Raw genomic sequence first — 19,186 nt, 5'->3', positions numbered from 1 at the left:
TACGGTGGCCTTCCACTCCCTTCTGCCGCGTTCTGGTCATGGCCTATCGCAAAAAGGACACCCCCTGCCCTGTCCGCGAAACCGCGCCGTGGAACGAGGTGCCGGTGCATCGTCCGGTGACCTGCCGCGCGCGCGACTACCGTGCCGGCACCCACATCTCGGCACACAAGCACCGCCGACACCAGCTGGTCTATTCCATGTCCGGGTTGATGGTGGTGCGATCGGAAGTCGGCCGCTGGGTGGTGCCCTCCACCCGTGCCATCTGGATGCCGGCGGGCATGGCGCATGCGGTGGACTGCATCGCCGAGGTGCACATGCGCAGCCTGTACATCGAACCGGCGTTCGCCCCGCAGCTGCCCGCCGAGCCCTTCGCCGTGCAGGTGGCGCCGCTGCTGCGCGAACTGCTGCAGGCCGCCATCCTGATCGACGGACCGCATGAAGAAGACAGCCGCGATGGCCGCGTAGTGCGACTGATGCTCGATGAGCTGCACCGCATGGACGTATTGCCGTTGCACCTGCCCGAGCCCGTCGACCCGCGCCTGCACAGGATCTGCCAGCACATCCAGAAGCATCCCGGCGACGAGGCGACCCTGCAGGACTGGGCGCAGGCGTTGGCGATCGACGTGAAAACCATCCAGCGCCACTTCGCCAGCGAACTGGGCATGACCTTCGGCCAGTGGCGGCAACAGGCGCGCCTGCTGGCCGCGATGGAACGGCTGGCCCGCGGCGAGAAGGTGATCGATGTGGCGCTGGCGATGGGCTATGAAAGCCCGAGTGCGTTCACCAGCATGTTCAAGCGCCAGCTGGGTCAGACGCCGGCCGCCTTTTTCCGTTGAGCCGTTGAACGGCATCCACGCATGGCGTGGATCTACTGCAACGCAAACGAAAACGCCGGGCAGAGCCCGGCGCTGTCGTTCAACATGTCCGTCGATGGCTCAGGACGTCATCCGATCCCAGAAGCCCTTCACCCCATCGATGAAGGTGGCCGACTTCGGCGAATGCTTGCGTGCATCTTCGCCGTTGAAGGTGGCTTCGAACTGCTCCAGCAGCTTGCGCTGGTCGCTGGTGAGGTTGACCGGCGTCTCCACCACAACGCGGCAGTACAGGTCGCCTTCGCTGCGGCTGCGCACCGAACGAACACCCTTGCCGCGCAGGCGGAACAGCTTGCCGGTCTGGGTCTCGGCCGGGATGCGGATTTCCGCTTCGCCACCGAGGGTGGCCACGCGCACGGTGTCACCCAGCGCGGCCTGCGAAATGCGGATCGGCACTTCGCAGTGCAGGTCGTCGCCGTCGCGCTGGAAGATGTGGTGCTCACGCACGCGCACTTCCACGTACAGATCGCCCGGCGGCGTCCCCGCAGGGCCAGCCTCACCCTCACCCGCCAGGCGGATGCGGTCGCCGGTATCCACGCCCGCCGGCACCTTCACCGACAGCACCTTGTCTTCCTCGACACGGCCGTTGCCGTGGCAGGTCTTGCAGGGCTTGGCGATGATCTGGCCACGGCCACCACAGTTGTGGCAGGCCTGCTGCATGGCGAAGATGCCACGCTGGATGCGCACCTGGCCGCGGCCATGACAGACATTGCAGGTCTCGACCTTGCCATCTTCCGAGCCGCTGCCATCGCAGTCGCCGCATTCGGCCAGGGTCGGAATCTCGATGCGGCGTTCGACGCCACGCACCGCTTCTTCCAGGTCCAGCTCCATCACGTAACCGATGTCGGCGCCGCGACGCGCCTGGCGCGGACCGCCGCCGCCGGCACCACCAAAGATGTTGCCGAAGATGTCACCGAAAATGTCGTTCATGTCCGGGCCGCCCGGACCACCACCACCACCGCCCATGCCGTGTTCGAACGCGGCGTGGCCATGGCTGTCGTACATGCGGCGCTTGTTGCCGTCGGACAGTACTTCGTAGGCTTCCTTGCACTCCTTGAAGGAGGCTTCGGCGGCCGCATCACCCGGGTTGCGGTCCGGGTGGAATTTCATCGCGCAACGACGATAGGACTTCTTCAGTTCTTCGTCGGTCGCGGTGCGGGCAACGCCCAGCACTTCGTAGTAATCGCGCTTGCTCATATCGTGGATCGCATTCCGGAAAGTCGGGATTCGTCAAAGCGGAAGAGCGGAACCAGGTCCGCTCTTGCGTCGGGCGCCCCGACGCGCCAGAGGGCGGTCAGGACCCTGATACGACAACGGGACGCTGGCAAGCAGCGTCCCGCGTCGGTCCGGATCAGGACTTCTTGTCGTCCTTGACTTCGGTGAACTCGGCGTCCACCACGTCATCCTGCGCCTTGCCCGCATTGCCGGCGTCGGCACCCGGGGCGGCACCGCCCTGGTCGGCCGAAGCCGCAGCGAACAGCGACTGGCCGGCTTCTTCCAGCACCTTCGACTTGGCTTCGATCTGTGCCTTGTCGTCACCCTTCATCGCGGTTTCCAGATCGGCCAGGGCCGCTTCGACCTTGCCGATCACTTCACCACCGACCTTGCTGCCGTGCTCGGTGATCGCGCTGCGGGTGCCGTGGATCAGGGCATCGGCCTGGTTGCGGGCCTGCACCAGCTCCTGGAACTTCTTGTCTTCTTCGCGGTTGGCTTCCGCGTCGGCGACCATGCGTGCGATCTCTTCCTCGGACAGGCCCGAACCGGCCTTGATCTCGACCTTCTGTTCCTTGTTGGTCTTCTTGTCCTTGGCCGACACGTGCAGGATGCCGTTGGCGTCGATGTCGAAGGACACTTCCACCTGCGGCAGGCCACGCGGGGCCGGCTCGATGCCGGACAGATCGAACTTGGCCAGCGACTTGTTGAAGCGGGCCTGTTCGCGCTCACCCTGCAGCACGTGCACGGTCACGGCCGACTGGTTGTCCTCGGCGGTGGAGAACACCTGCGAGGCCTTGGTCGGGATGGTGGTGTTCTTTTCGATGATCTTGGTGAACACACCGCCCATGGTTTCGATGCCCAGCGACAGCGGGGTCACGTCCAGCAGCAGCACGTCCTTGACGTCGCCGCCGAGCACGCCGCCCTGGATCGCAGCACCCAGTGCCACGGCTTCGTCCGGATTGACGTCCTTGCGCGGTTCCTTGCCGAAGAACTCGGTGACCGCCTGCTGCACCTTCGGCATGCGGGTCTGGCCACCGACCAGAATCACTTCGCTGATGTCGCTCGAACGCAGGCCGGCGTCATTCAAGGCGACGCGGCACGGCTCGATCGACTTCTTGATCAGCTCTTCCACCAGCGATTCCAGCTTGGCGCGGGTCAGCTTGATGTTCAGGTGCTTCGGACCCGACGCGTCAGCGGTGACGTACGGCAGGTTCACTTCGGTCTGCTGGGCGCTGGACAGCTCGATCTTGGCGCGCTCGGCAGCATCCTTCAGGCGCTGCAGGGCCAGCGGGTCCTTGCGCAGGTCGATGCCCTGGTCCTTGTTGAACTCTTCAACCAGGTACTCGATGACGCGGTTGTCGAAATCTTCGCCCCCCAGGAAGGTGTCGCCGTTGGTGGCCAGCACTTCGAACTGCTTCTCGCCGTCGACGTTGGCGATCTCGATCACCGAGACGTCGAAGGTGCCGCCGCCCAGGTCGTACACAACGATCTTGCGATCCTTGTTGTCGCCCTTGTCCAGGCCATAGGCCAGCGCGGCCGCAGTCGGCTCGTTGATGATGCGCTTGACGTCCAGGCCAGCGATGCGGCCGGCGTCCTTGGTTGCCTGGCGCTGGCTGTCGTTGAAGTAGGCCGGCACGGTGATGACCGCTTCGGTGACCTTCTCACCGAGGAAGTCCTCGGCGGTCTTCTTCATCTTCTCCAGCACCTTGGCCGAGATTTCCTGCGGCGCCATCTTCTTGGCATCGCTGGTGGCCACCCAGGCATCGCCATTGTCATGGGCCAGGATGCTGTACGGGACGTGCGCGATGTCCTTCTGCACTTCGGCGTCGGTGAACTTGCGGCCGATCAGGCGCTTCACCGCGTAGAAGGTGTTCTTCGGGTTGGTCACGGCCTGGCGCTTGGCCGAGGCACCGACCAGGACTTCGCCGTCCTTGGTGTAGGCGACGATCGACGGGGTGGTGCGATCGCCTTCCGAATTTTCGATGACGCGGGCCTTGCCGCCGTCCATGATCGCCACGCACGAGTTGGTGGTGCCGAGGTCGATACCAATGATCTTGCCCATGGGGGAGACTCCTTGAAGGATGTTGTTTTTGTCAGTCCGGCCGTTCGGCCGGTGGATGAATGGGATGTGGGGGAGGCTCGTGGAACATTCAAGCCATCCCCCGAACGCTGTGTTTCCGTTCGCCCAACACGTTCAGCGTCGGTCGTGCCGATGCCCCGACCGGGGCGAGGACACCCGCGCCAGGCCTGGCCCGGCGCGCGGGGTCAGTCGGCGGCAACCACCACCAGCGCCGGCCGCAGCAGGCGCTCGTTGAGCAGGTAACCCTTCTGGAACACGGTCACCACGCTGCCCGGGGCGGCGCCGGGGGCCGCGACCTGGCTGATCGCCTGGTGGTGTTCCGGGTTGAACGGTTGGCCGGTCGGGTCCAGCAGCACCAGGCCGTTGTCACCAGCGACCTTCAGCAGCTGCTTGTAGGTCAGCTCCAGGCCCTCGCGAAGCGGATGGGCATCGTCGCCGGCGGCCTTGAGGCCGGCATCGAGGCTGTCGAATACCGGCAGCAGCTCGCCAAGCAGCTTCTCGTTGGCGAACTTGCGGGCCTGCTCGATGTCACGGGCCACGCGCTTGCGCTGGTTGTCCAGGTCGGCGCGCTCACGCAGCGCTTCGGCCTTGACCTGCTCCACTTCGGCACGGAGCTGTTCGATCTGTTCGTTGACGCCCTCGGCGGCAGCTGCGTCGGCGGCGGCCTGCTGGGCGGCGATGTCTGGCTGATCTTGATTCATGTCTGGGTCCCTGGCGGTCACTCTCCGCCTCCACCCACCCTAGTGTGGGCGGGATGCTGCGTTTCAAGCGTCCGATGCACCTGGACTTCGCCCGCCGGGCGAAAAGGCCGCACCGAGCACATCGGCGGTGGCCTGCACCAGCGGGATCATGCGGTCGTAGGCCATCCGCTTCGGCCCGATCACGCCCAGCACGCCCAGTACCTGGCCATTGGCCGTGTAAGGCGCGGTGACCAGCGAGACGCCCTGCAGCGGCACCACGCCGGTTTCTTCGCCGATGAAGATGCGCACGCCGGGGGCCTGGATGGTCCGCTCCAGCAGCTGCAGGATCTCGCGCTTGCTGGAAAACAGCTCGAACAGTTCGCGCAGGCGCTCCAGGTCGGACAGGTCCTGCACCCCCATCAGACGGGTCTGGCCGGCCACCAGCATGTCATCGGCCGGCGGCTGCAGGGCCTGCTCGGCCAGCTCGATGCTGTGCGCCAGCACCTGTTCCAGCTCGGACCGCGCGTCGCGCAGCTCCAGCAGCAGGCGGGTACGGATCTCGGCCAGCGGCAGTCCGGCGAAGTGGGCATTGAGGTAATTGGCCACCTGCTCCAGCTGCCCCGGCGCGAAGTCCTGGCGGGTCTCGATCACCCGGTTCTGCACCTCGTTGTCGGCAAACACCAGGATCGCCAGCACCCGGCGCCCGTCCAGCGCCACGAAATCGATCTGGCGGAAGGCGAACTGCTCACGCCGTGGGGCGCTGACCACGCCAACGAAATGACTCATCGCCGACAGCAGCTCCGAGGCACTGCCGAGCAGGGCCTGGGTACTGCCGCCTCCGGCCAGCTCCTGACGCAGCCGGGCCAGCTCACCTTCGCCCGGCGGCTGCATCTGCAGCAGGCTGTCGACGAACACCCGATAGCCATGCGCGGTCGGAATCCGCCCCGCCGAGGTATGCGGTGACGCCAGCAACCCAAGATCTTCCAGGTCACCGAGGATGTTGCGGATGGTGGCGGGACTGACCTCCAGGCCGGCCACACGCGCCAGCGTCTGCGAGCCCACGGGTTCACCGTCCTGGATGTAGCGCGCGATCAGCGTGCGCAGCAGGTGCCGCGCGCGTGGGGCAAGTTGGTCGGGAGAACCGTGCATGGAATCAACCTGTGAGACAGGGACATTAGATAATGGCGGCGCATCCCCTTGGCAAGTCATTGGACGACCCCGCCGCGCGTGCTAGCGTTGCGCGGCTGCAGACACCCCCTTACCCATGCTCAGACATCTTTCAATCAAGGATTTCGCCGTCGTCCGCGCCACCGAACTGGAGTTCGGGCCGGGCATGACCGTGGTTTCAGGCGAGACCGGCGCGGGCAAGTCGCTGATGGTCGACGCCCTGGGCTTCCTGTCCGGCCTGCGCGCCGACAGCGGCGTGGTCCGCCATGGCGCTGCCAGGGCCGAACTGTCGGCCGAGTTCGCGCTGGACCAGCTGCAGGCCGCCCGCCAGTGGCTGGCCAGCAACGAGCTGGACGATGAAGACCAGTGCCAGCTGCGCCGCGTGATCCGCGCCGACGGCGGCTCACGCTCGTGGATCAACGGCCGCCCGGTCACGCTGGCGCAGCTGGCCGACCTGGCCGGACTGCTGGTGGAGATCCATGGCCAGCACGAGCAGCAGGCCCTGCTGACGCGTCCGTCGCAGTTGGCCCTGCTGGACGCCTATGCCCGCAACGAAAGCGAACGCCGCCAGGTACGCCGCGCTGCCGCCACCTGGCAGGCGCTGGTCGATGAATCCCTGGCACTGTCGCAACAGGGCGATGTGAGTGACCGCATCGGCTTCCTCGAGCACCAGCTGCGCGAACTGGATCGTGAAGATCTGGAGCCGGAATCGATCACTGCACTCGGCGCCAGCCATCGCCGCCAGGCGCATGCCAGCGCCCTGTTGAGCGCCTGCCAGACAGCTACGGACCAGCTCAACGGTGACGAAGGCCACTCGGCGCTCGATCTGCTGCAGCAGGTGCGGCATGAACTGGCCCGGGTGGCCGAACATGACCCGCGCCTGGGCGACGTCGATGCCTTGATCGACAGCGCCTCCATCCAGCTGCACGAAGCCCTGGCCCTGCTCGACCGGGTACATGACGACCTGGACGCCGATCCGGACCAGTTCGAAGAGAACGAGCGGCGCCTGGGCCGCCTGCACGATCTGGCACGCAAGCACCGCGTGCCGATGGATGAGCTGGGTGCGCAGCGTGAGCGCATGCACGCCGAAGTGGAACAGCTGCGCGGCGCCGACGAACGCCTGCAGCGCCTGGCCGGCGAGATTGAGAAGGCCGCAGCGGCCTGGCGTGTCGAGGCCGCGATGCTGACCGCCAGCCGCCGCACCGCTGCTGCCGAACTATCGGCCACCACCACCGGCATCATCGCCGAGCTGGGCATGGGCGGCGGCCAGTTCCTGATCGAGCTGGAGCCGCAGGACAACGGCAAGCCGGACCCGCAGGGTGCCGAGCGCGTTGAGTTTCTGGTGGCAGCCAATGCCGGCCAGCCGCCGCGTGCGCTGCGCAAGGTCGCTTCCGGCGGCGAGCTGTCACGCATTTCGCTGGCCATCGAGGTGGCCGCGCTCGACCTGGACGCGGTACCGACCATGGTGTTCGACGAAGTCGATTCCGGCATCGGTGGCGCGGTGGCTGACATCGTCGGCCAGAAGCTGCGCGCCCTCGGCGAAAAGCGTCAGGTGCTGTGCGTGACCCACCTGCCGCAGGTTGCCTCCAAGGGCCACGCGCACTACCGGGTCAGCAAGGCACCGGTGGAAGGCATGACCCAGAGCTCGGTGGAGAAGCTGGACACCAAGGCGCGCGAGGAAGAGCTGGCGCGCATGCTGGGTGGCGTGGAAGTGAGCAAGGAAGCCCGCGCCGCCGCGCGCAAGCTGTTGCAGGCCTGAGGCTGGTGGCGCCGAGCGTGGGCTCGGCTCTACAGGAATCTCGAACGGAACCGACGTGTAGAGCCGAGCCCATGCTCGGCTTCCGCGCGGTAGCGCGGCGCATGTCACCCCAGCGGTCGCGCCAGATCCACCGTTTCCACCAGGAAATCCAGGAACGCGCGCACGCGCAGCGGCAGGTAACCACCCTGCCCCAGGAACACGGCGTGCACCTCTTCCAGGTCGCCCGGGTTGGCGTCCTCCAGCACCGGCAGCAACCGCCCTGCCGCGATGTCGGCCTGCACCTGGAACGCCGCCAGCCGGGCCATGCCCAGCCCGCCCAGCACCAGCTGACGCAGCGCATCGCCATTGCTGGCGCGCGCATTTCCGCTGGGCAGCACCCGCTGCTCCTGCCCGTCCTGCAACAGCGGCCAGCCCTGCACCGACCGTGCGTGGCCGATATCCAGCCGGTTGTGCGCCAGCAGCGCGTCGACATTGCCCGGCAATCCGTGTCGTGCCGCATAGGCCGGTGCCGCCACGATCATCATCCGCGTTGCGCCCAGCCGGCGCGCGACCAGACTGGAGCTCTTCAGCGGACCGGCCCGCACCGCCACGTCGGTACGCTGCTCCAGCAGATCGATCACCTCGTCGGTCAGGGTCAGGTCCACCCCCACCTGCGGGTGCCGCTGCAGGAATTCCGGCAGCAGTGGCAGCAGGAAGTGCTGGCCGAACGGCACGTTGGCATTCACCCGCAGCCGCCCGCGTGGCTCGGCGTGGGCGCTGGCGCAGCGTTCGGCTTCTTCCAGATCAGCCAGCACCCGCAGGCCACGCTCATAGAACGCACACCCCTCTGGGGTCAGCTGTAGTTGGCGGGTGGAGCGCTGCAGCAAGCGCGTTCCCAGCCGCTGCTCCAGGCGCGCAACCAGCTTGCTGACCGCCGAGGGCGTCATCTCCAGGCTGCGGGCGGCAGCGGAAAAGCCGCCGGTTTCGATCACCCGCACGAACACTTCCAGTTCGCCGGATCGGTTGATGTCGGTGCGTGCCATGGCAATGAATTTGATTCACAGATGATTGTCCATGCGCAGTCTAGTTCACAGGTGAGCGCGGACGCACCATGGCCATCCCTGCCACCGGGTCACTCCCATGAATCGCTTGAGCCAACTGACCGCCACCGCCCTGCTTGCCCTGTCCGGCGCTGCCGCCGCGTCACCCGCGCCGCACTGGGTCACCAGCTGGCAGGCCAGCCCGCAACCAGTATGGAGCGCTGATTTCCTGTTCCCTACCCTCATCCCCGGCCAACTGCAGGACCAGACCTTCCGACAGAGCGCTCGCCTCAGCCTGGGCGGGGCGCGCCTGCGGGTCCGGCTGAGCAATGCCTATGGCACCCGGCCGTTGAAGATCGGCGCTGCCAGCGTGGCTGCACATACGGGTGACACGCCGCAGCCGCTCCGCTTCGACGGCCAGCCCGGGGTCGTGATTGCGCCGGGGCAGGACCGCCTGAGCGATCCGCTCCCCCTTCCCACCGCTGATCGGCAGGCCTTGCAGGTCAGCGTCTACCTGCCCGACCCCACGCCGCTGCAGACCTTCCATTGGGACGGGCGGCAGACCAGCTGGATTGCGCCGGGTGACCAGCATCGCCTGCCTGCATTGCACGGCGCCATCAGCACCACGGCCCGCCTGCTTTTGTCGGGTATCGACGTGGAGGCGGCGGCCAGCGCGCGCAGTGTGGTGGTGATCGGCGATTCGATCACCGATGGTGCCACCGCCAGCCTCGATCAGGACCAGCGCTGGACCGATCACCTCGCCACGCGACTGGCGCCAGAGGGCGTGGCGGTGCTCAATGCGGGCATTTCCGGAGGCAGATTGCTGCGCGATGGTATGGGCCAATCGGCGCTGGAGCGCTTCCAGCGTGACGTGCTCGACCAGCCCGGCGTCGCCAGTGTGATCGTGCTGATCGGCATCAACGACATCAGCTGGCCGGGCACGGCCTTTGCCCGCGGCGAGACGCAGCCGACCCTGGGCGAGCTGCAGGCCGGCTACCGCGACCTGGCCGAACGCGCCCATGCCCGCGGGCTGCGCATCCTCGGTGCGACCCTGACACCGTTTGCCGGTGCCCTGCCCGGCACCCCGCTGGACGACTACTACGCCCCTGGCAAGGATGCCCAGCGCCGGCAGCTCAATGCCTGGCTGCGCACGGATAGTCCGTTCGATGCGGTGATCGACCTCGACGCCGCCCTGCGCGATCCGGCCGATCCTTCACGGATGGCGGCTGCCTATGACTCCGGCGATCACCTGCACCCGGGCGATGCGGGAAACCGGGCGATGGCCGAGGCGGTGGATCTGGAGGTCCTGCTGGGTCCATCCACGCATGGCGTGGATCTACGGTGACAAACGAAAAACCCCGGGCATGCCCGGGGTTTCGTCGCAATCAGCTGGCTGCGGGGCTTACTTGCGCTTCTTGCGCACGTACAGCACCAGCGAGTGCTCTTCCAGCTCGTAGCCGTGATCGGCGGCGATCTTGCGCTGCAGCTCTTCGATCTCGGTGCTTTCGAACTCGATGATCTTGCCGCTGTCCACGTCGACCATATGGTCGTGGTGGCCGCCGCGGTCGAGTTCGTAGACGGCCTGGCCGCCTTCGAAATTGTGCTTGAGCACGAGGCCGGCAGCCTCGAACTGGGTCAGCACCCGGTACACCGTGGCCAGGCCGATCTCGTCGCCATGCTCCAGCAGCTGGCGGTAGATGTCTTCGGCGGTCATGTGGTGCTGGGCATTGCGCTGCTCGAGCAGCGCCAGGATCCGCATCCGCGGATGGGTCACCTTCAGGCCGACTTTACGCAGGTCGTGGGTTTCCATAGGTCTCCGTTCATTGGCGATTTAGCGCCAGCTGCCTCGGATTGGGTCGCGGTGGCACGCCGGGAGTGTATCATCGGATTGATTTCCCCAACCGCCAGTCCCGATGCGCAATCTCCTGTTGGTCGCCGCCGTTGCCTTGTCCACCACCGGGTGCGGCATCATCTACAAGCAACCCATCTACCAGGGCAACCTGATCCGGGAAGATGCCGTGGCCAAGCTGCAGGTCGGGCAGAGCAAGCAGCAGGTCAACGCCCTGCTGGGAACCCCCTCGGTGCCGGACCCGTTCCACGCCCAGCGCTGGGACTACACCTCGACCGAGCGCGTGAACCGCCTGGGCCGTAGCGACGTGAAGAATTTCGTCGTGTACTTCGAAAATGATGTGGTCACCCGTTGGGATGGCGATTACTTCCCGGCCAACGACAAGGCACTTGCCCAGCAGACCGTGCGCCAGTTCGGCCGCAATCTGCCGAAGGACAAGAAGAAGAAGGGCGGCCGCTGAGCCACCCTGCCCGTCCTTCGGGACGGGTCTTGAGGATCATCCGCCGCGCGCGCGCCGCCGGCGGTTGTCCTTCGGGTCGGCCTGCAGGACACGCAGCAGCTCCACACGATCACCATCCAGCAGCAGCTGCTGCGGCCGCGCCAGCACACCATGCACGGCAACGGCCGGACAATCGGCACTGCCTTCGAGCCCGGCCGCTGCCACCGCATCAGCCACGGTCGCCCCTTCCTCCAGCTGCAGCCGGCGCGACAGCACCTGTTGTGGCCAGGCCAGCACGACCTCGACCTCGATCATCGTTCAGCCCTCGTCGGCGACGCGGACGAAATCGTTGACCATGCGATCGGCCAATCCCTGGAAGCCGATCGCAAGCGCCGGACCCAGCAGGCGTGAGCTCGGCTCGAAGTCCAGGGTGAGGGTGACCTTGCAGGCATCTTCAGCCAGGGCATGGAACTCCCAGCGGCCGTGCAGTTGCTTGAACGGCCCCTCGCGCAGCTGCATGTCGATGCTGTGCGGGCGCTGCAGGGTGTTTTCGGTCTGGAACCAGGTACTGAACGAACCCAGGCCCAGGTCCAGGCGAGCGACCAGCCGGTCTTCGCCCTGCTCGAGGATGCGGGCGTCGGAGCACCAGCGGAAGCGGCGCGGATAGGCCTGGACGTCGTTGACCAGATCGAACATGCGCGCGGCCGAATGTTCGACCAGGGCACTGCGGCGGATAGTAGGCATGAATACAGGACGCTTCGGCAATCGACCGGGCGGGCCCGAATCGGAGACAATACGGAAATGAGCAAGAACACCGGCAAGGATAAAGCAAAGAGCGCGACGGCCAACAAGACCATCGCGTTGAACAAGCGTGCCCGTCACGAGTACCACATCGAAGACCGCTTCGAAGCCGGCCTGGCCCTGCAGGGCTGGGAAGTGAAGTCGATCCGCGCTGGCCGCGGCAACATCGTCGACGCCTACGCCTATGTGAAGGATGGCGAGATCTTCCTGATCGGTGCGCAGATCACCCCGCTGATCCAGGCCTCCACCCATGTGGTGGCCAACGACCGGCGCGAGCGCAAGCTGCTGCTGCACCGGAGCGAGATCGACAAGCTGGTCGGCAAGGTCGAGCGAGATGGCTACACGATCGTGCCCACCGCCATGTACTGGAGCAAGAACAAGATCAAGCTGGAAGTGGCGCTCGCCAAGGGCAAGCAGACCCACGACAAGCGCGATGCCGCCAAGGATCGTGACTGGGCGATCGAGAAGCAGCGGGTGATGCGTCGCGGCAACCGCGACGCATAAGGACGCCGGCCCGCTTTCGTGTAGAGCCGAGCCCATGCTCGGCTTCGGCAAAGAAGCAGCCGAGCGCAGGCTCGGCTCTACAAGACGCTGATCAGCCCGCCAGCAGGCCCTGCCCGCGCAGGCGCGGGGACAGCGCCGCGTGCATCACCGCCAGGTGCATCACCACCGACAGCTCCGGGGTATGGCGATCATCGCCGGCACGCCACTGCTGCGCTAGCCGCGCGGCATCAACGGGCAGCAAGGCCAGCAGCTGGGCATCATCCAGCGCATCGGCGGAGGCCTGTAGTTGCCGGGCCAATTGCCGCGACTGCCACACGTGCACGCCGATACTGAGGCTGGCCAGCGACATCAGGGTCAGGGCCAGGCCATGTTCGAACCACTGTGACAGCACATCCGGGCCCCACAGCAGCGCGGCGAGCACCGCCAGCGCCGGCAGCCGCCAACCCAGCCAATGGAAGCGGCCACGCCGCGGCCAGTGCACCACCACCGCACTGGCGATCAGCGCAGCTGCCGCCGTGGCCGGCAGCTCGGTTGCCCACGTTCCAGCCAGCAACACCGCCAGCACCGCCCAGACCCAGCCGGGCGGCAGTGCCCGCCGCTGGTAATCGGCCCCTACCGGGCCAACCAGCTGACGCAGGCTGCGCTGTTGCATTGCTTCGGTCACCGGCCGTCTCCGTCTCTGTGCTGGCTCGAATGGTCGTGGCCAGTGTGTCGCAAATTCGTGCCAACGACGTTAGCAATCCGCTATGACGGAAGCTCTACAACATGTTGCGGATTGACGTGACGGATACCGTGCGTCTGCCGCTCAAGCGACAGACAGGTCCTTGCTGAGGAAGATCCTGCTGGTGCCCGGCGGATCGCACGGCACCTGGCCGAACACAGTCCAGCCATGCTTCACATAGAAGTCTGGAGCCTGGAAGCTGATGGTGTAGAGCACGGCGGAACGGCAACCGCGCCTGCGCGCCTCCTCTTCGGCGGCGGCAAGCATCTGCGACCCCAGACCGTTGCCGCGCTGTGCGGGCGGCAGGTAGAACAGGTCGATGAACAACAGGCCCAGCGAGGTGCGCCCGCTCAGCCCCCCCACCACTTCACCGCTGGCCGGATCGGTGGCCAGCACAGCCAAGGTGCGTCGATCGGCATGGCCGGCGGCCTCCAGATTGAACTGATCCAGGCCATCGGCGATTAGCTCCAGTGCTTGGGTGCCGGGGGCGTCGGTCACGGCGATTTCGAGCTGCATCCTGTCCTTTCCATGGGCGGTTGTAGGAACCGTCGATGCTAGCAAGGGACCCAAGGGGCCGGGTGACTGTTCAGGCTTTTTGGCGTAGCATGTGCAGTGTTAGGCAGGTACTGATCGTGGCAACACGAAACAGGCCTTGTACCTTGCAGTACTTGAAGAAACCGGGGGTGCATTGGTTTCGACGGGGGTTGTGAAGTCGCCTGGCGCATGCCGAGGGGGTAGCTTTCCTCGTAAATCCAGCTGCAAAACTCTAGTTGCCAACGACGACAACTACGCTCCGGTCGCCCTCGCAGCCTAAAAACTGCGGTGCGTGACCTTCTGCCGACTTAGGCGGAGCCTCGAAACTGCTTGTGTCCATGCTCGCAGCGTAGAGTCATTATCATGGAATCGCGCTGGGCGGCTGCCTGTCAGTCCGGCACAAGAACACAACAGGCTGGTCCTTGGATGCGCTTTGCACGCCGTGCTGTCCCGGGATGAGATTCAACGGTGAGCTAAGCATGTAGTGCTGGGGATGGAGTGCCTTCGGACGGCGGTTCAATTCCGCCCACCTCCACCATTTGTACCGCCCTTCGGGGCACGAAAAGCCAGATCTCCCGTCGATTGGGATCTGGCTTTTTTGTTGGCCGCATCAGGTCCAGAACCGCCGCTTCGACAGGGAGAAACACCGTGGCGTTGATGAACAGCTCCGAATGCAATTGCAAGGCACGCAGCGACACGACGAACTGCCCACTCTGCGATGCAACTGCCCCGCCGGCCATTCAGCGGCCGATCGACGCCGTCTATGCGGCACCGGTATCGCAAGCGCTGCCGATCGCCAGGAACCGGGCAATCTACATCCTCCTCGCCCTGTTCCTGGGCATTTTCGGCGCCCACAACTTCTACGCCGGTTACCACGGACGTGCGATCTGCCAACTACTGATCACGCTGCTGTTGGGCTGGCTCCTGATCGGCGTGATGATCACCGGCCTGTGGGCGCTGGTGGAAATGATCACGGTGGAAACCGACGCCTCTGGCGTGCAGATGGTGTAATCCTTGGCTCCAGGAAGAGCTGCCATGGATCTCGACAGAATCGACGTTGTTTCCTGGCTCGACCAGATCCTGGATCAGGACCCGGCGACCTTCGAAGGCGCCTACTGGGGTCTTCGCCCTGCCGCGGCCATTGCGGTACCGCACCTGCTCGCCCGCCTGGCGGCTGCGCACGATGGTTACTCGCGTGGAAAACTGCTGGAACTGCTCGGCGAATCAGGCGACAGCGCCGTCATCCCGACTTTACAGGCTGAGCTGCAGCATCCGCTGGAAGAGGTACGCAACTGGGCACAACTGGCACTGGATGCGCTTGATCGGGGAACCTCCTGGCAGCCCAGCATGGGGGCCTAGCCGACAACGCTGCCCTGCCCCACACTTCCGGCTGTCTGCCCGGACTTCGTGCCGGCGCCCACGCTCCTCCGCGATACAGAAGGATCTGCAATGAACAAGCCGCTGATTGCCCTGATGCTAGGCCTGGCCACCGCGAACGGTGCACTCGCCGCGCCGGCCACGAATAGCACCGCCGCACTGGAAGCCCTGCTGGCCTGCAAGGCCGGCTCCGACTTCACTGAAGCGCAGGTGGACCAGGCATTCCATGCCGCCGGCCTGAGCCGCGACCCCGGTAGCGTGTTCGAGCCGAAGGACAAGCCCGTGGCGCTGTTCGGTGGAACCGTGGCCAGCGCGGATGTGAGCGTGTCAAATGTCCACAAGAGCCTGCACGTGTACCTGAACAACGTCGACCACAAGCGCCTGGCTAAAGCGTGGTCGGTGACCACCGTCGACGATGCCGCCCAGACGGAGGAACCGTCGTACGTCAAGCAGACCGACGCCCGTCACACCCGGCATGTCGGCGCCGCTGACGACTACGAGGGCTATTCGGCCTCGGTGACCTGCCAGATCCATCCGTGACCGGACCGATGATCAACTGAAGCGCCTGCCGGCGCTACAGCCAGCGCCGGACCTGCTGCCGGAACGCTTTGTACTGGGCGCCGAAACGCTCGCCAAGAACGCGCTCTTCCGGATGGATCTGAAAGCGCGTGATGAACAGGACAAACAACGGCACCACTGCGAGTGCCAGGAGGTTCTGCAGATACAGCATGCCTCCGAGCAGGAACGCCGCCTGTCCCAGATACATGGGGTTGCGCGTATAGCGATAGACCCCTCTGGTGATCAGCGCCGTGGATGATGCCGGCCGCATCGGATTGACCGTGGTACCCGCACGCTGGAATGCCAACTTGGGCAACAGGTTCATCGCCAGTCCCGCGGCCATCACCGCCACCGCAGCCCACCATGGCGTGGGCAATTCCGTTGCGGGCAGCCAGTGGCTGATGCCGAGACCGAGCAGACCGCACAGCAGCATTACAAGAGGTGGGGGAATACGGGTTTCCAGCAATCGCATCGGCCGTCCCGGCGTCGGATGTCCGAACCAGTGTCACACGCCGACGCTGGCCCCACACGTCGGCCCGCAATGACCCAGCTGAGCCCTGCTTCCGCGTTGACACGGCTGCCGCTAGAGTGGCGCCAGCGCAGGGAGTCCACATGGCAAGAACAGGCATCGGCTTCATCGGCCACACCACCTTCGTCCTCATTGCCCTGCTGACGCTGAGCGGGTGCGCGACGCTGCGCCAGTTCGGCCCATCGGTGCAGGTGGGCACGGTCACACCGGGCCAGTACATCGCGCTCAAGCGCGGTGACATCCTCACCAGCGGCAAGCTCAGCGCGGCCACGATGGAGACCCTGCGCGTGGCAGGCCTGGACGAAGGCGCCTGCGCCAAGCCGGGCCTGCCCTGCATCGAAGCGATGGAGGCCAGCATCGTCGTCCGTGAGGAGGACAAGCGCTCGTCGCTGGCCGAGCTGTGGGTGCAGTACGCGATGACGATGCCGGCGCCGAAGCGCGAGTCAGCGTCGGTGGCGCGCAGCAAGGCCGCGACCGCCCAGCCCGACCCGACTTTCCAACCACGCCTGGATGCGTGGATGCAGATCGCACGGCAGTCCTATGCGTATCTGTTCTTCACCGAACGCACCGCCAACCAGCGTGGCTTCGAAGACCGCCAGACCCAGGTTCGCGACTACTACAACCTGGCCGTGCAGGAATCCGCCGTGCTGCTGTTCGAGGCCTATTCGAGCAAGCAGGTGCGCAACGACAACGGGCGATTCCAGTTGGGTCGGTGGACCTTCGTGCTGGCGCCTGCCGACGACGGCGCGGCAGCGGACACGCGCGAACCGATCGAACTGGTACCAGCGGCATCGATGTCCTTCACCGGCACCCTGCGCAGCGTGCATCGCCGCGATGGCTTCGGTGCCGAACTGGTGGCAGTGATGACCGACCCGGCCAGCACCGGGCTGGCAGCGGCCGCTGCAGGCACCGCACCGACGGCCGAGCGCGACTGGAGCGAGATGCCGTCGCCGTCGATGACTGTGCTGCTGCGCTTCTCGGGAAAGAACCTGTGGGAAGTGCTGCACGATGACGAGCCGGAACTGGAGATCCACGACCCCTACCAGGTGGCGGTGGTGGAACTGCATGGCGAGCAGGTGCCGCTGGCGGCGAACTTCACCGCCGGCTACGCGCTGTGGCTGGCCCGCTCCAACTTCAGCCGGCAATCGCTGCGTACATTGTTCGGTGGCAAGGGCGGCATCGAAAAACCGCACCTGTTCATGATGCAGCCCTACGATCCGAACCGCCGCGTGCTGCTGATGATCCATGGCCTGGCCAGCAGCCCGGAAGCGTGGGTGAACGTGGCCAACGAACTGATGCGCGACGATGAGATCCGCGGCGATTTCCAGATCTGGCAGTTCTACTACCCGACCAACATGCCGATCGCGCTCAGCCACGATGAGATCCGGCGGATCCTGCACGACACGCTGCGGCACTTCGACCCGAGCGGCCAGGCGCTCGCCTCGCACGACATGGTGGTGGTCGCCCACAGCATGGGCGGGGTGATTTCGCGGCTGATGGTGTCCTCCTCCGGCGACCATCTGGTCGATACCCTGTTGGCGAACGCGCAGATGACCCCGGCGCAGCGCGAACTGCTGCGTACGAAGGGCGCACCGGTGCTGACATTCCTGCCGGAGCCGGAAATCTCGCGAGTGGTGTTCATCGCTACCCCGCATCGCGGCACCGATGTCGCAGGCACGCGCTTGGGACGCTGGCTGGGCCGCTTCGTGCGCCTGCCGCTGACCGTGCTGGAGGATGTCGCGACGTTGGCAAACGACGGCAAGGTCGAGCGCAACGACGACAAGCACGGCTACCAGATGAACAGCATCCAGAACCTGGACAAGGACGATGCCTTCGTCAAGGCCGTGGCCGATCTGCCGATATCGCCGAAGGTGCGTTACCACTCGATCATCGCGCGCACCCAGGCAGAAGGTCCGCTGGAAAAGACCGACGATGGACTGGTCCCGTACTGGAGCTCGCACCTGCCCGATGCCGTCTCGGAAAAGGTGATCGTGTCCGGCCACAGCGTGCAGGAAGCTACACCGGCCATCGTCGAACTCCGCCGCATCCTGCATGAGGACATGGAGGCTCATCCGCTGCGGGCGAAGTAACGCCGGCATTCGCGGGCGAAGCCGCTTCCTTCGCATCCTGGTTGCGGGAAATCCCTCATCGCGTGTACGCATCCACCCTCCTATGCTGGCCCGACATCCCCGCAGGAGATCCACATGAACACGTCAGAGCCCAGCCGCCAGCCCAGCCCCGATCCGGCCGAGCGCGATGCGTTTTTCCCGTCGCCGTACTCACTGTCCCAGTTCACTTCGGCAACCACCGATCTGTCCGGCGCGGACTATCCGGACGCCCGCCGTGACGGGCGCTGGAAGGTGCTGATGATCGCCGCCGACGAACGTTATCTGCCGACCGCCAACGGCCATCTGTTCTCCACCGGCAACCATCCGGTGGAGACGCTGCTGCCGATGTATCACCTGCACAAGGCCGGTTTCGAAATCGACGTGGCCACGCAGTCGGGCAACCCGGTGAAGTTTGAATGGTGGGCGTTCCCACGCGAGGACCGCGAGATCGGCAGCCTGTACGAGCGCTACGAACCCCGCTTCCGCCAGCCCCTGCACCTGGACGACGTGGCGGCCGCGCTCGACGCCAGTTCGGACTATGCCGCAGTGTTCATTCCCGGTGGCCACGGTGCGTTGATCGGCCTGCCGGAAAGTCGCGCAGTGAAGGCCACCCTGCAGTGGGCGATGGACAATCAGCGCCACATCATCACCCTCTGCCACGGCCCTGCCGCGCTGCTGGCGGCCGGCGTGGATGAAGCCGATGGCGGCTCATTGTTCCGCGGCCATCGGATCTGCGCGTTCCCCGATGCGATGGACCGGCAGACACCGGATATCGGCTACATGCCTGGTCAACTGCCGTGGTTCTTCGGTGAACGCCTGGCCCAGCAGGGCGTGCAGATCGTCAACGAAGGCATCGATGGCAGCGTGATGCAGGACCGCCTGCTGTTGACCGGCGACAGCCCGCTGGCGGGCAATGCGCTGGGCAAGCTGGCCGCACGCACCCTGCTGGATGCGTTGGCAACGCGCTGACCGGC

The 19,186-nt window shown here is 65.8% G+C and carries 21 protein-coding genes and 1 other RNA gene; 11 read left to right on the top strand and 11 right to left on the bottom strand.

All coding sequences use genetic code 11. The features are described from left to right. Positions 1-38: 38 nt before the first annotated feature. On the top strand, positions 39-836 hold the full coding sequence (locus QP457_RS08985; protein WP_205404663.1) for a helix-turn-helix transcriptional regulator: 798 nt from the start codon (positions 39-41) through the stop codon (positions 834-836). Positions 837-935: 99 nt separating this feature from the next. Here the strand turns inward: QP457_RS08985 and dnaJ are convergent, their stop codons facing one another. The 4 genes from dnaJ to hrcA form a co-directional block, all read right to left on the bottom strand. Further along, a complete protein-coding gene (dnaJ, locus tag QP457_RS08980) occupies positions 936-2,069 on the bottom strand; it encodes a molecular chaperone DnaJ (RefSeq protein WP_025878872.1) in 1,134 nt (377 codons plus the stop codon). A gap of 154 nt (positions 2,070-2,223) precedes the next feature. Next, a complete protein-coding gene (gene dnaK / locus QP457_RS08975) occupies positions 2,224-4,149 on the bottom strand; it encodes a molecular chaperone DnaK (protein WP_099820185.1) in 1,926 nt (641 codons plus the stop codon). Positions 4,150-4,352: 203 nt separating this feature from the next. Next, positions 4,353-4,868 carry a nucleotide exchange factor GrpE gene (gene grpE, locus QP457_RS08970; protein WP_025878870.1) on the bottom strand — a complete coding sequence of 172 codons (516 nt, stop codon included), beginning with the start codon at positions 4,866-4,868 and terminating at the stop codon, positions 4,353-4,355. A 63-nt stretch (positions 4,869-4,931) separates the two neighbouring features. Further along, entirely contained in the window at positions 4,932-5,996 is a 1,065-nt protein-coding gene (gene hrcA / locus QP457_RS08965) for a heat-inducible transcriptional repressor HrcA (RefSeq protein ID WP_089240450.1), read from the bottom strand. Positions 5,997-6,111: 115 nt separating this feature from the next. On the opposite strand from hrcA, the gene recN reads away from it, so the two are divergent. Then, positions 6,112-7,773 (top strand): DNA repair protein RecN, encoded by a 1,662-nt coding sequence (gene recN, locus QP457_RS08960; RefSeq protein ID WP_205404664.1) that lies wholly within the window; start codon positions 6,112-6,114, stop codon positions 7,771-7,773. A 104-nt stretch (positions 7,774-7,877) separates the two neighbouring features. Here recN and QP457_RS08955 read toward each other — a convergent pair whose 3' ends face one another. Beyond that, a complete protein-coding gene (locus QP457_RS08955; RefSeq protein WP_205404665.1) occupies positions 7,878-8,795 on the bottom strand; it encodes a LysR family transcriptional regulator in 918 nt (305 codons plus the stop codon). A 97-nt stretch (positions 8,796-8,892) separates the two neighbouring features. Between QP457_RS08955 and QP457_RS08950 the strand changes: the two genes are divergently transcribed. Continuing rightward, on the top strand, positions 8,893-10,137 hold the full coding sequence (locus tag QP457_RS08950; protein WP_205404666.1) for an SGNH/GDSL hydrolase family protein: 1,245 nt from the start codon (positions 8,893-8,895) through the stop codon (positions 10,135-10,137). A gap of 57 nt (positions 10,138-10,194) precedes the next feature. Here the strand turns inward: QP457_RS08950 and fur are convergent, their stop codons facing one another. Then, entirely contained in the window at positions 10,195-10,602 is a 408-nt protein-coding gene (gene fur / locus QP457_RS08945) for a ferric iron uptake transcriptional regulator (protein WP_100552275.1), read from the bottom strand. Positions 10,603-10,705: 103 nt separating this feature from the next. Between fur and bamE the strand changes: the two genes are divergently transcribed. Continuing rightward, positions 10,706-11,101 (top strand): outer membrane protein assembly factor BamE, encoded by a 396-nt coding sequence (gene bamE / locus QP457_RS08940; protein WP_205404667.1) that lies wholly within the window; start codon positions 10,706-10,708, stop codon positions 11,099-11,101. Between the two features lie 36 nt (positions 11,102-11,137). Here the strand turns inward: bamE and QP457_RS08935 are convergent, their stop codons facing one another. Then, a complete protein-coding gene (locus QP457_RS08935; protein ID WP_180167524.1) occupies positions 11,138-11,395 on the bottom strand; it encodes an RnfH family protein in 258 nt (85 codons plus the stop codon). A 3-nt stretch (positions 11,396-11,398) separates the two neighbouring features. Further along, a complete protein-coding gene (locus tag QP457_RS08930) occupies positions 11,399-11,824 on the bottom strand; it encodes a type II toxin-antitoxin system RatA family toxin (RefSeq protein ID WP_025878862.1) in 426 nt (141 codons plus the stop codon). Positions 11,825-11,881: 57 nt separating this feature from the next. On the opposite strand from QP457_RS08930, the gene smpB reads away from it, so the two are divergent. Then, a complete protein-coding gene (gene smpB, locus QP457_RS08925) occupies positions 11,882-12,385 on the top strand; it encodes an SsrA-binding protein SmpB (protein WP_025878861.1) in 504 nt (167 codons plus the stop codon). Between the two features lie 91 nt (positions 12,386-12,476). Here smpB and QP457_RS08920 read toward each other — a convergent pair whose 3' ends face one another. Further along, on the bottom strand, positions 12,477-13,049 hold the full coding sequence (locus QP457_RS08920) for a hypothetical protein (protein WP_100552273.1): 573 nt from the start codon (positions 13,047-13,049) through the stop codon (positions 12,477-12,479). Positions 13,050-13,190: 141 nt separating this feature from the next. Then, the gene (locus QP457_RS08915; RefSeq protein WP_205404668.1) at positions 13,191-13,622 is read right to left on the bottom strand and encodes a GNAT family N-acetyltransferase; all 432 of its coding nucleotides are present in this window, start codon (positions 13,620-13,622) and stop codon (positions 13,191-13,193) included. A gap of 163 nt (positions 13,623-13,785) precedes the next feature. On the opposite strand from QP457_RS08915, the gene ssrA reads away from it, so the two are divergent. The 4 genes from ssrA to QP457_RS08895 all read left to right on the top strand — a co-directional run bounded on the left by ssrA (position 13,786) and on the right by QP457_RS08895 (position 15,557). Continuing rightward, positions 13,786-14,178, top strand: a transfer-messenger RNA (tmRNA) gene (gene ssrA, locus QP457_RS08910). A 119-nt stretch (positions 14,179-14,297) separates the two neighbouring features. After that, on the top strand, positions 14,298-14,651 hold the full coding sequence (locus QP457_RS08905; RefSeq protein ID WP_205404669.1) for a TM2 domain-containing protein: 354 nt from the start codon (positions 14,298-14,300) through the stop codon (positions 14,649-14,651). 24 nt (positions 14,652-14,675) lie between these two features. After that, complete coding sequence (locus QP457_RS08900; RefSeq protein WP_205404670.1) at positions 14,676-14,999, top strand: HEAT repeat domain-containing protein; 324 nt, start codon at positions 14,676-14,678, stop codon at positions 14,997-14,999. A 114-nt stretch (positions 15,000-15,113) separates the two neighbouring features. After that, positions 15,114-15,557, top strand: a complete 444-nt coding sequence (locus tag QP457_RS08895) for a hypothetical protein (RefSeq protein ID WP_205404799.1) — start codon at positions 15,114-15,116, stop codon at positions 15,555-15,557. A 34-nt stretch (positions 15,558-15,591) separates the two neighbouring features. Here the strand turns inward: QP457_RS08895 and QP457_RS08890 are convergent, their stop codons facing one another. After that, the gene (locus QP457_RS08890) at positions 15,592-16,047 is read right to left on the bottom strand and encodes an isoprenylcysteine carboxylmethyltransferase family protein (RefSeq protein WP_205404671.1); all 456 of its coding nucleotides are present in this window, start codon (positions 16,045-16,047) and stop codon (positions 15,592-15,594) included. 140 nt (positions 16,048-16,187) lie between these two features. On the opposite strand from QP457_RS08890, the gene QP457_RS08885 reads away from it, so the two are divergent. Further along, positions 16,188-18,194, top strand: a complete 2,007-nt coding sequence (locus tag QP457_RS08885) for an alpha/beta hydrolase (protein WP_205404672.1) — start codon at positions 16,188-16,190, stop codon at positions 18,192-18,194. Between the two features lie 114 nt (positions 18,195-18,308). After that, the gene (gene hchA, locus QP457_RS08880) at positions 18,309-19,181 is read left to right on the top strand and encodes a glyoxalase III HchA (protein WP_205404673.1); all 873 of its coding nucleotides are present in this window, start codon (positions 18,309-18,311) and stop codon (positions 19,179-19,181) included. The last annotated feature ends 5 nt before the right edge of the window (positions 19,182-19,186 follow it).

Source organism: Stenotrophomonas sp. As-7 (assembly GCF_030291015.1).
Lineage (GTDB): Bacteria > Pseudomonadota > Gammaproteobacteria > Xanthomonadales > Xanthomonadaceae > Stenotrophomonas > Stenotrophomonas lactitubi.
This window is presented reverse-complemented; position numbering and strand designations above follow the sequence as displayed.

Bases quoted from the DNA above. Each gene is read 5' to 3' on its own strand.
- QP457_RS08955 (WP_205404665.1), bottom strand. From the start codon at position 8,795: ATGGCACGCACCGACATCAACCGATCCGGCGAACTGGAAGTGTTCGTG.
- hrcA (WP_089240450.1), bottom strand. From the start codon at position 5,996: ATGCACGGTTCTCCCGACCAACTTGCCCCACGCGCGCGGCACCTGCTG.
- grpE (WP_025878870.1), bottom strand. From the start codon at position 4,868: ATGAATCAAGATCAGCCAGACATCGCCGCCCAGCAGGCCGCCGCCGAC.
- hchA (WP_205404673.1), top strand. From the start codon at position 18,309: ATGAACACGTCAGAGCCCAGCCGCCAGCCCAGCCCCGATCCGGCCGAG.
- QP457_RS08930 (WP_025878862.1), bottom strand. From the start codon at position 11,824: ATGCCTACTATCCGCCGCAGTGCCCTGGTCGAACATTCGGCCGCGCGC.
- QP457_RS08915 (WP_205404668.1), bottom strand. From the start codon at position 13,622: ATGCAGCTCGAAATCGCCGTGACCGACGCCCCCGGCACCCAAGCACTG.
- QP457_RS08890 (WP_205404671.1), bottom strand. From the start codon at position 16,047: ATGCGATTGCTGGAAACCCGTATTCCCCCACCTCTTGTAATGCTGCTG.
- fur (WP_100552275.1), bottom strand. From the start codon at position 10,602: ATGGAAACCCACGACCTGCGTAAAGTCGGCCTGAAGGTGACCCATCCG.
- dnaJ (WP_025878872.1), bottom strand. From the start codon at position 2,069: ATGAGCAAGCGCGATTACTACGAAGTGCTGGGCGTTGCCCGCACCGCG.
- QP457_RS08900 (WP_205404670.1), top strand. From the start codon at position 14,676: ATGGATCTCGACAGAATCGACGTTGTTTCCTGGCTCGACCAGATCCTG.
- QP457_RS08985 (WP_205404663.1), top strand. From the start codon at position 39: ATGGCCTATCGCAAAAAGGACACCCCCTGCCCTGTCCGCGAAACCGCG.
- QP457_RS08950 (WP_205404666.1), top strand. From the start codon at position 8,893: ATGAATCGCTTGAGCCAACTGACCGCCACCGCCCTGCTTGCCCTGTCC.
- bamE (WP_205404667.1), top strand. From the start codon at position 10,706: ATGCGCAATCTCCTGTTGGTCGCCGCCGTTGCCTTGTCCACCACCGGG.
- dnaK (WP_099820185.1), bottom strand. From the start codon at position 4,149: ATGGGCAAGATCATTGGTATCGACCTCGGCACCACCAACTCGTGCGTG.
- QP457_RS08885 (WP_205404672.1), top strand. From the start codon at position 16,188: ATGGCAAGAACAGGCATCGGCTTCATCGGCCACACCACCTTCGTCCTC.
- smpB (WP_025878861.1), top strand. From the start codon at position 11,882: ATGAGCAAGAACACCGGCAAGGATAAAGCAAAGAGCGCGACGGCCAAC.
- QP457_RS08905 (WP_205404669.1), top strand. From the start codon at position 14,298: ATGAACAGCTCCGAATGCAATTGCAAGGCACGCAGCGACACGACGAAC.
- QP457_RS08895 (WP_205404799.1), top strand. From the start codon at position 15,114: ATGCTAGGCCTGGCCACCGCGAACGGTGCACTCGCCGCGCCGGCCACG.
- recN (WP_205404664.1), top strand. From the start codon at position 6,112: ATGCTCAGACATCTTTCAATCAAGGATTTCGCCGTCGTCCGCGCCACC.
- QP457_RS08935 (WP_180167524.1), bottom strand. From the start codon at position 11,395: ATGATCGAGGTCGAGGTCGTGCTGGCCTGGCCACAACAGGTGCTGTCG.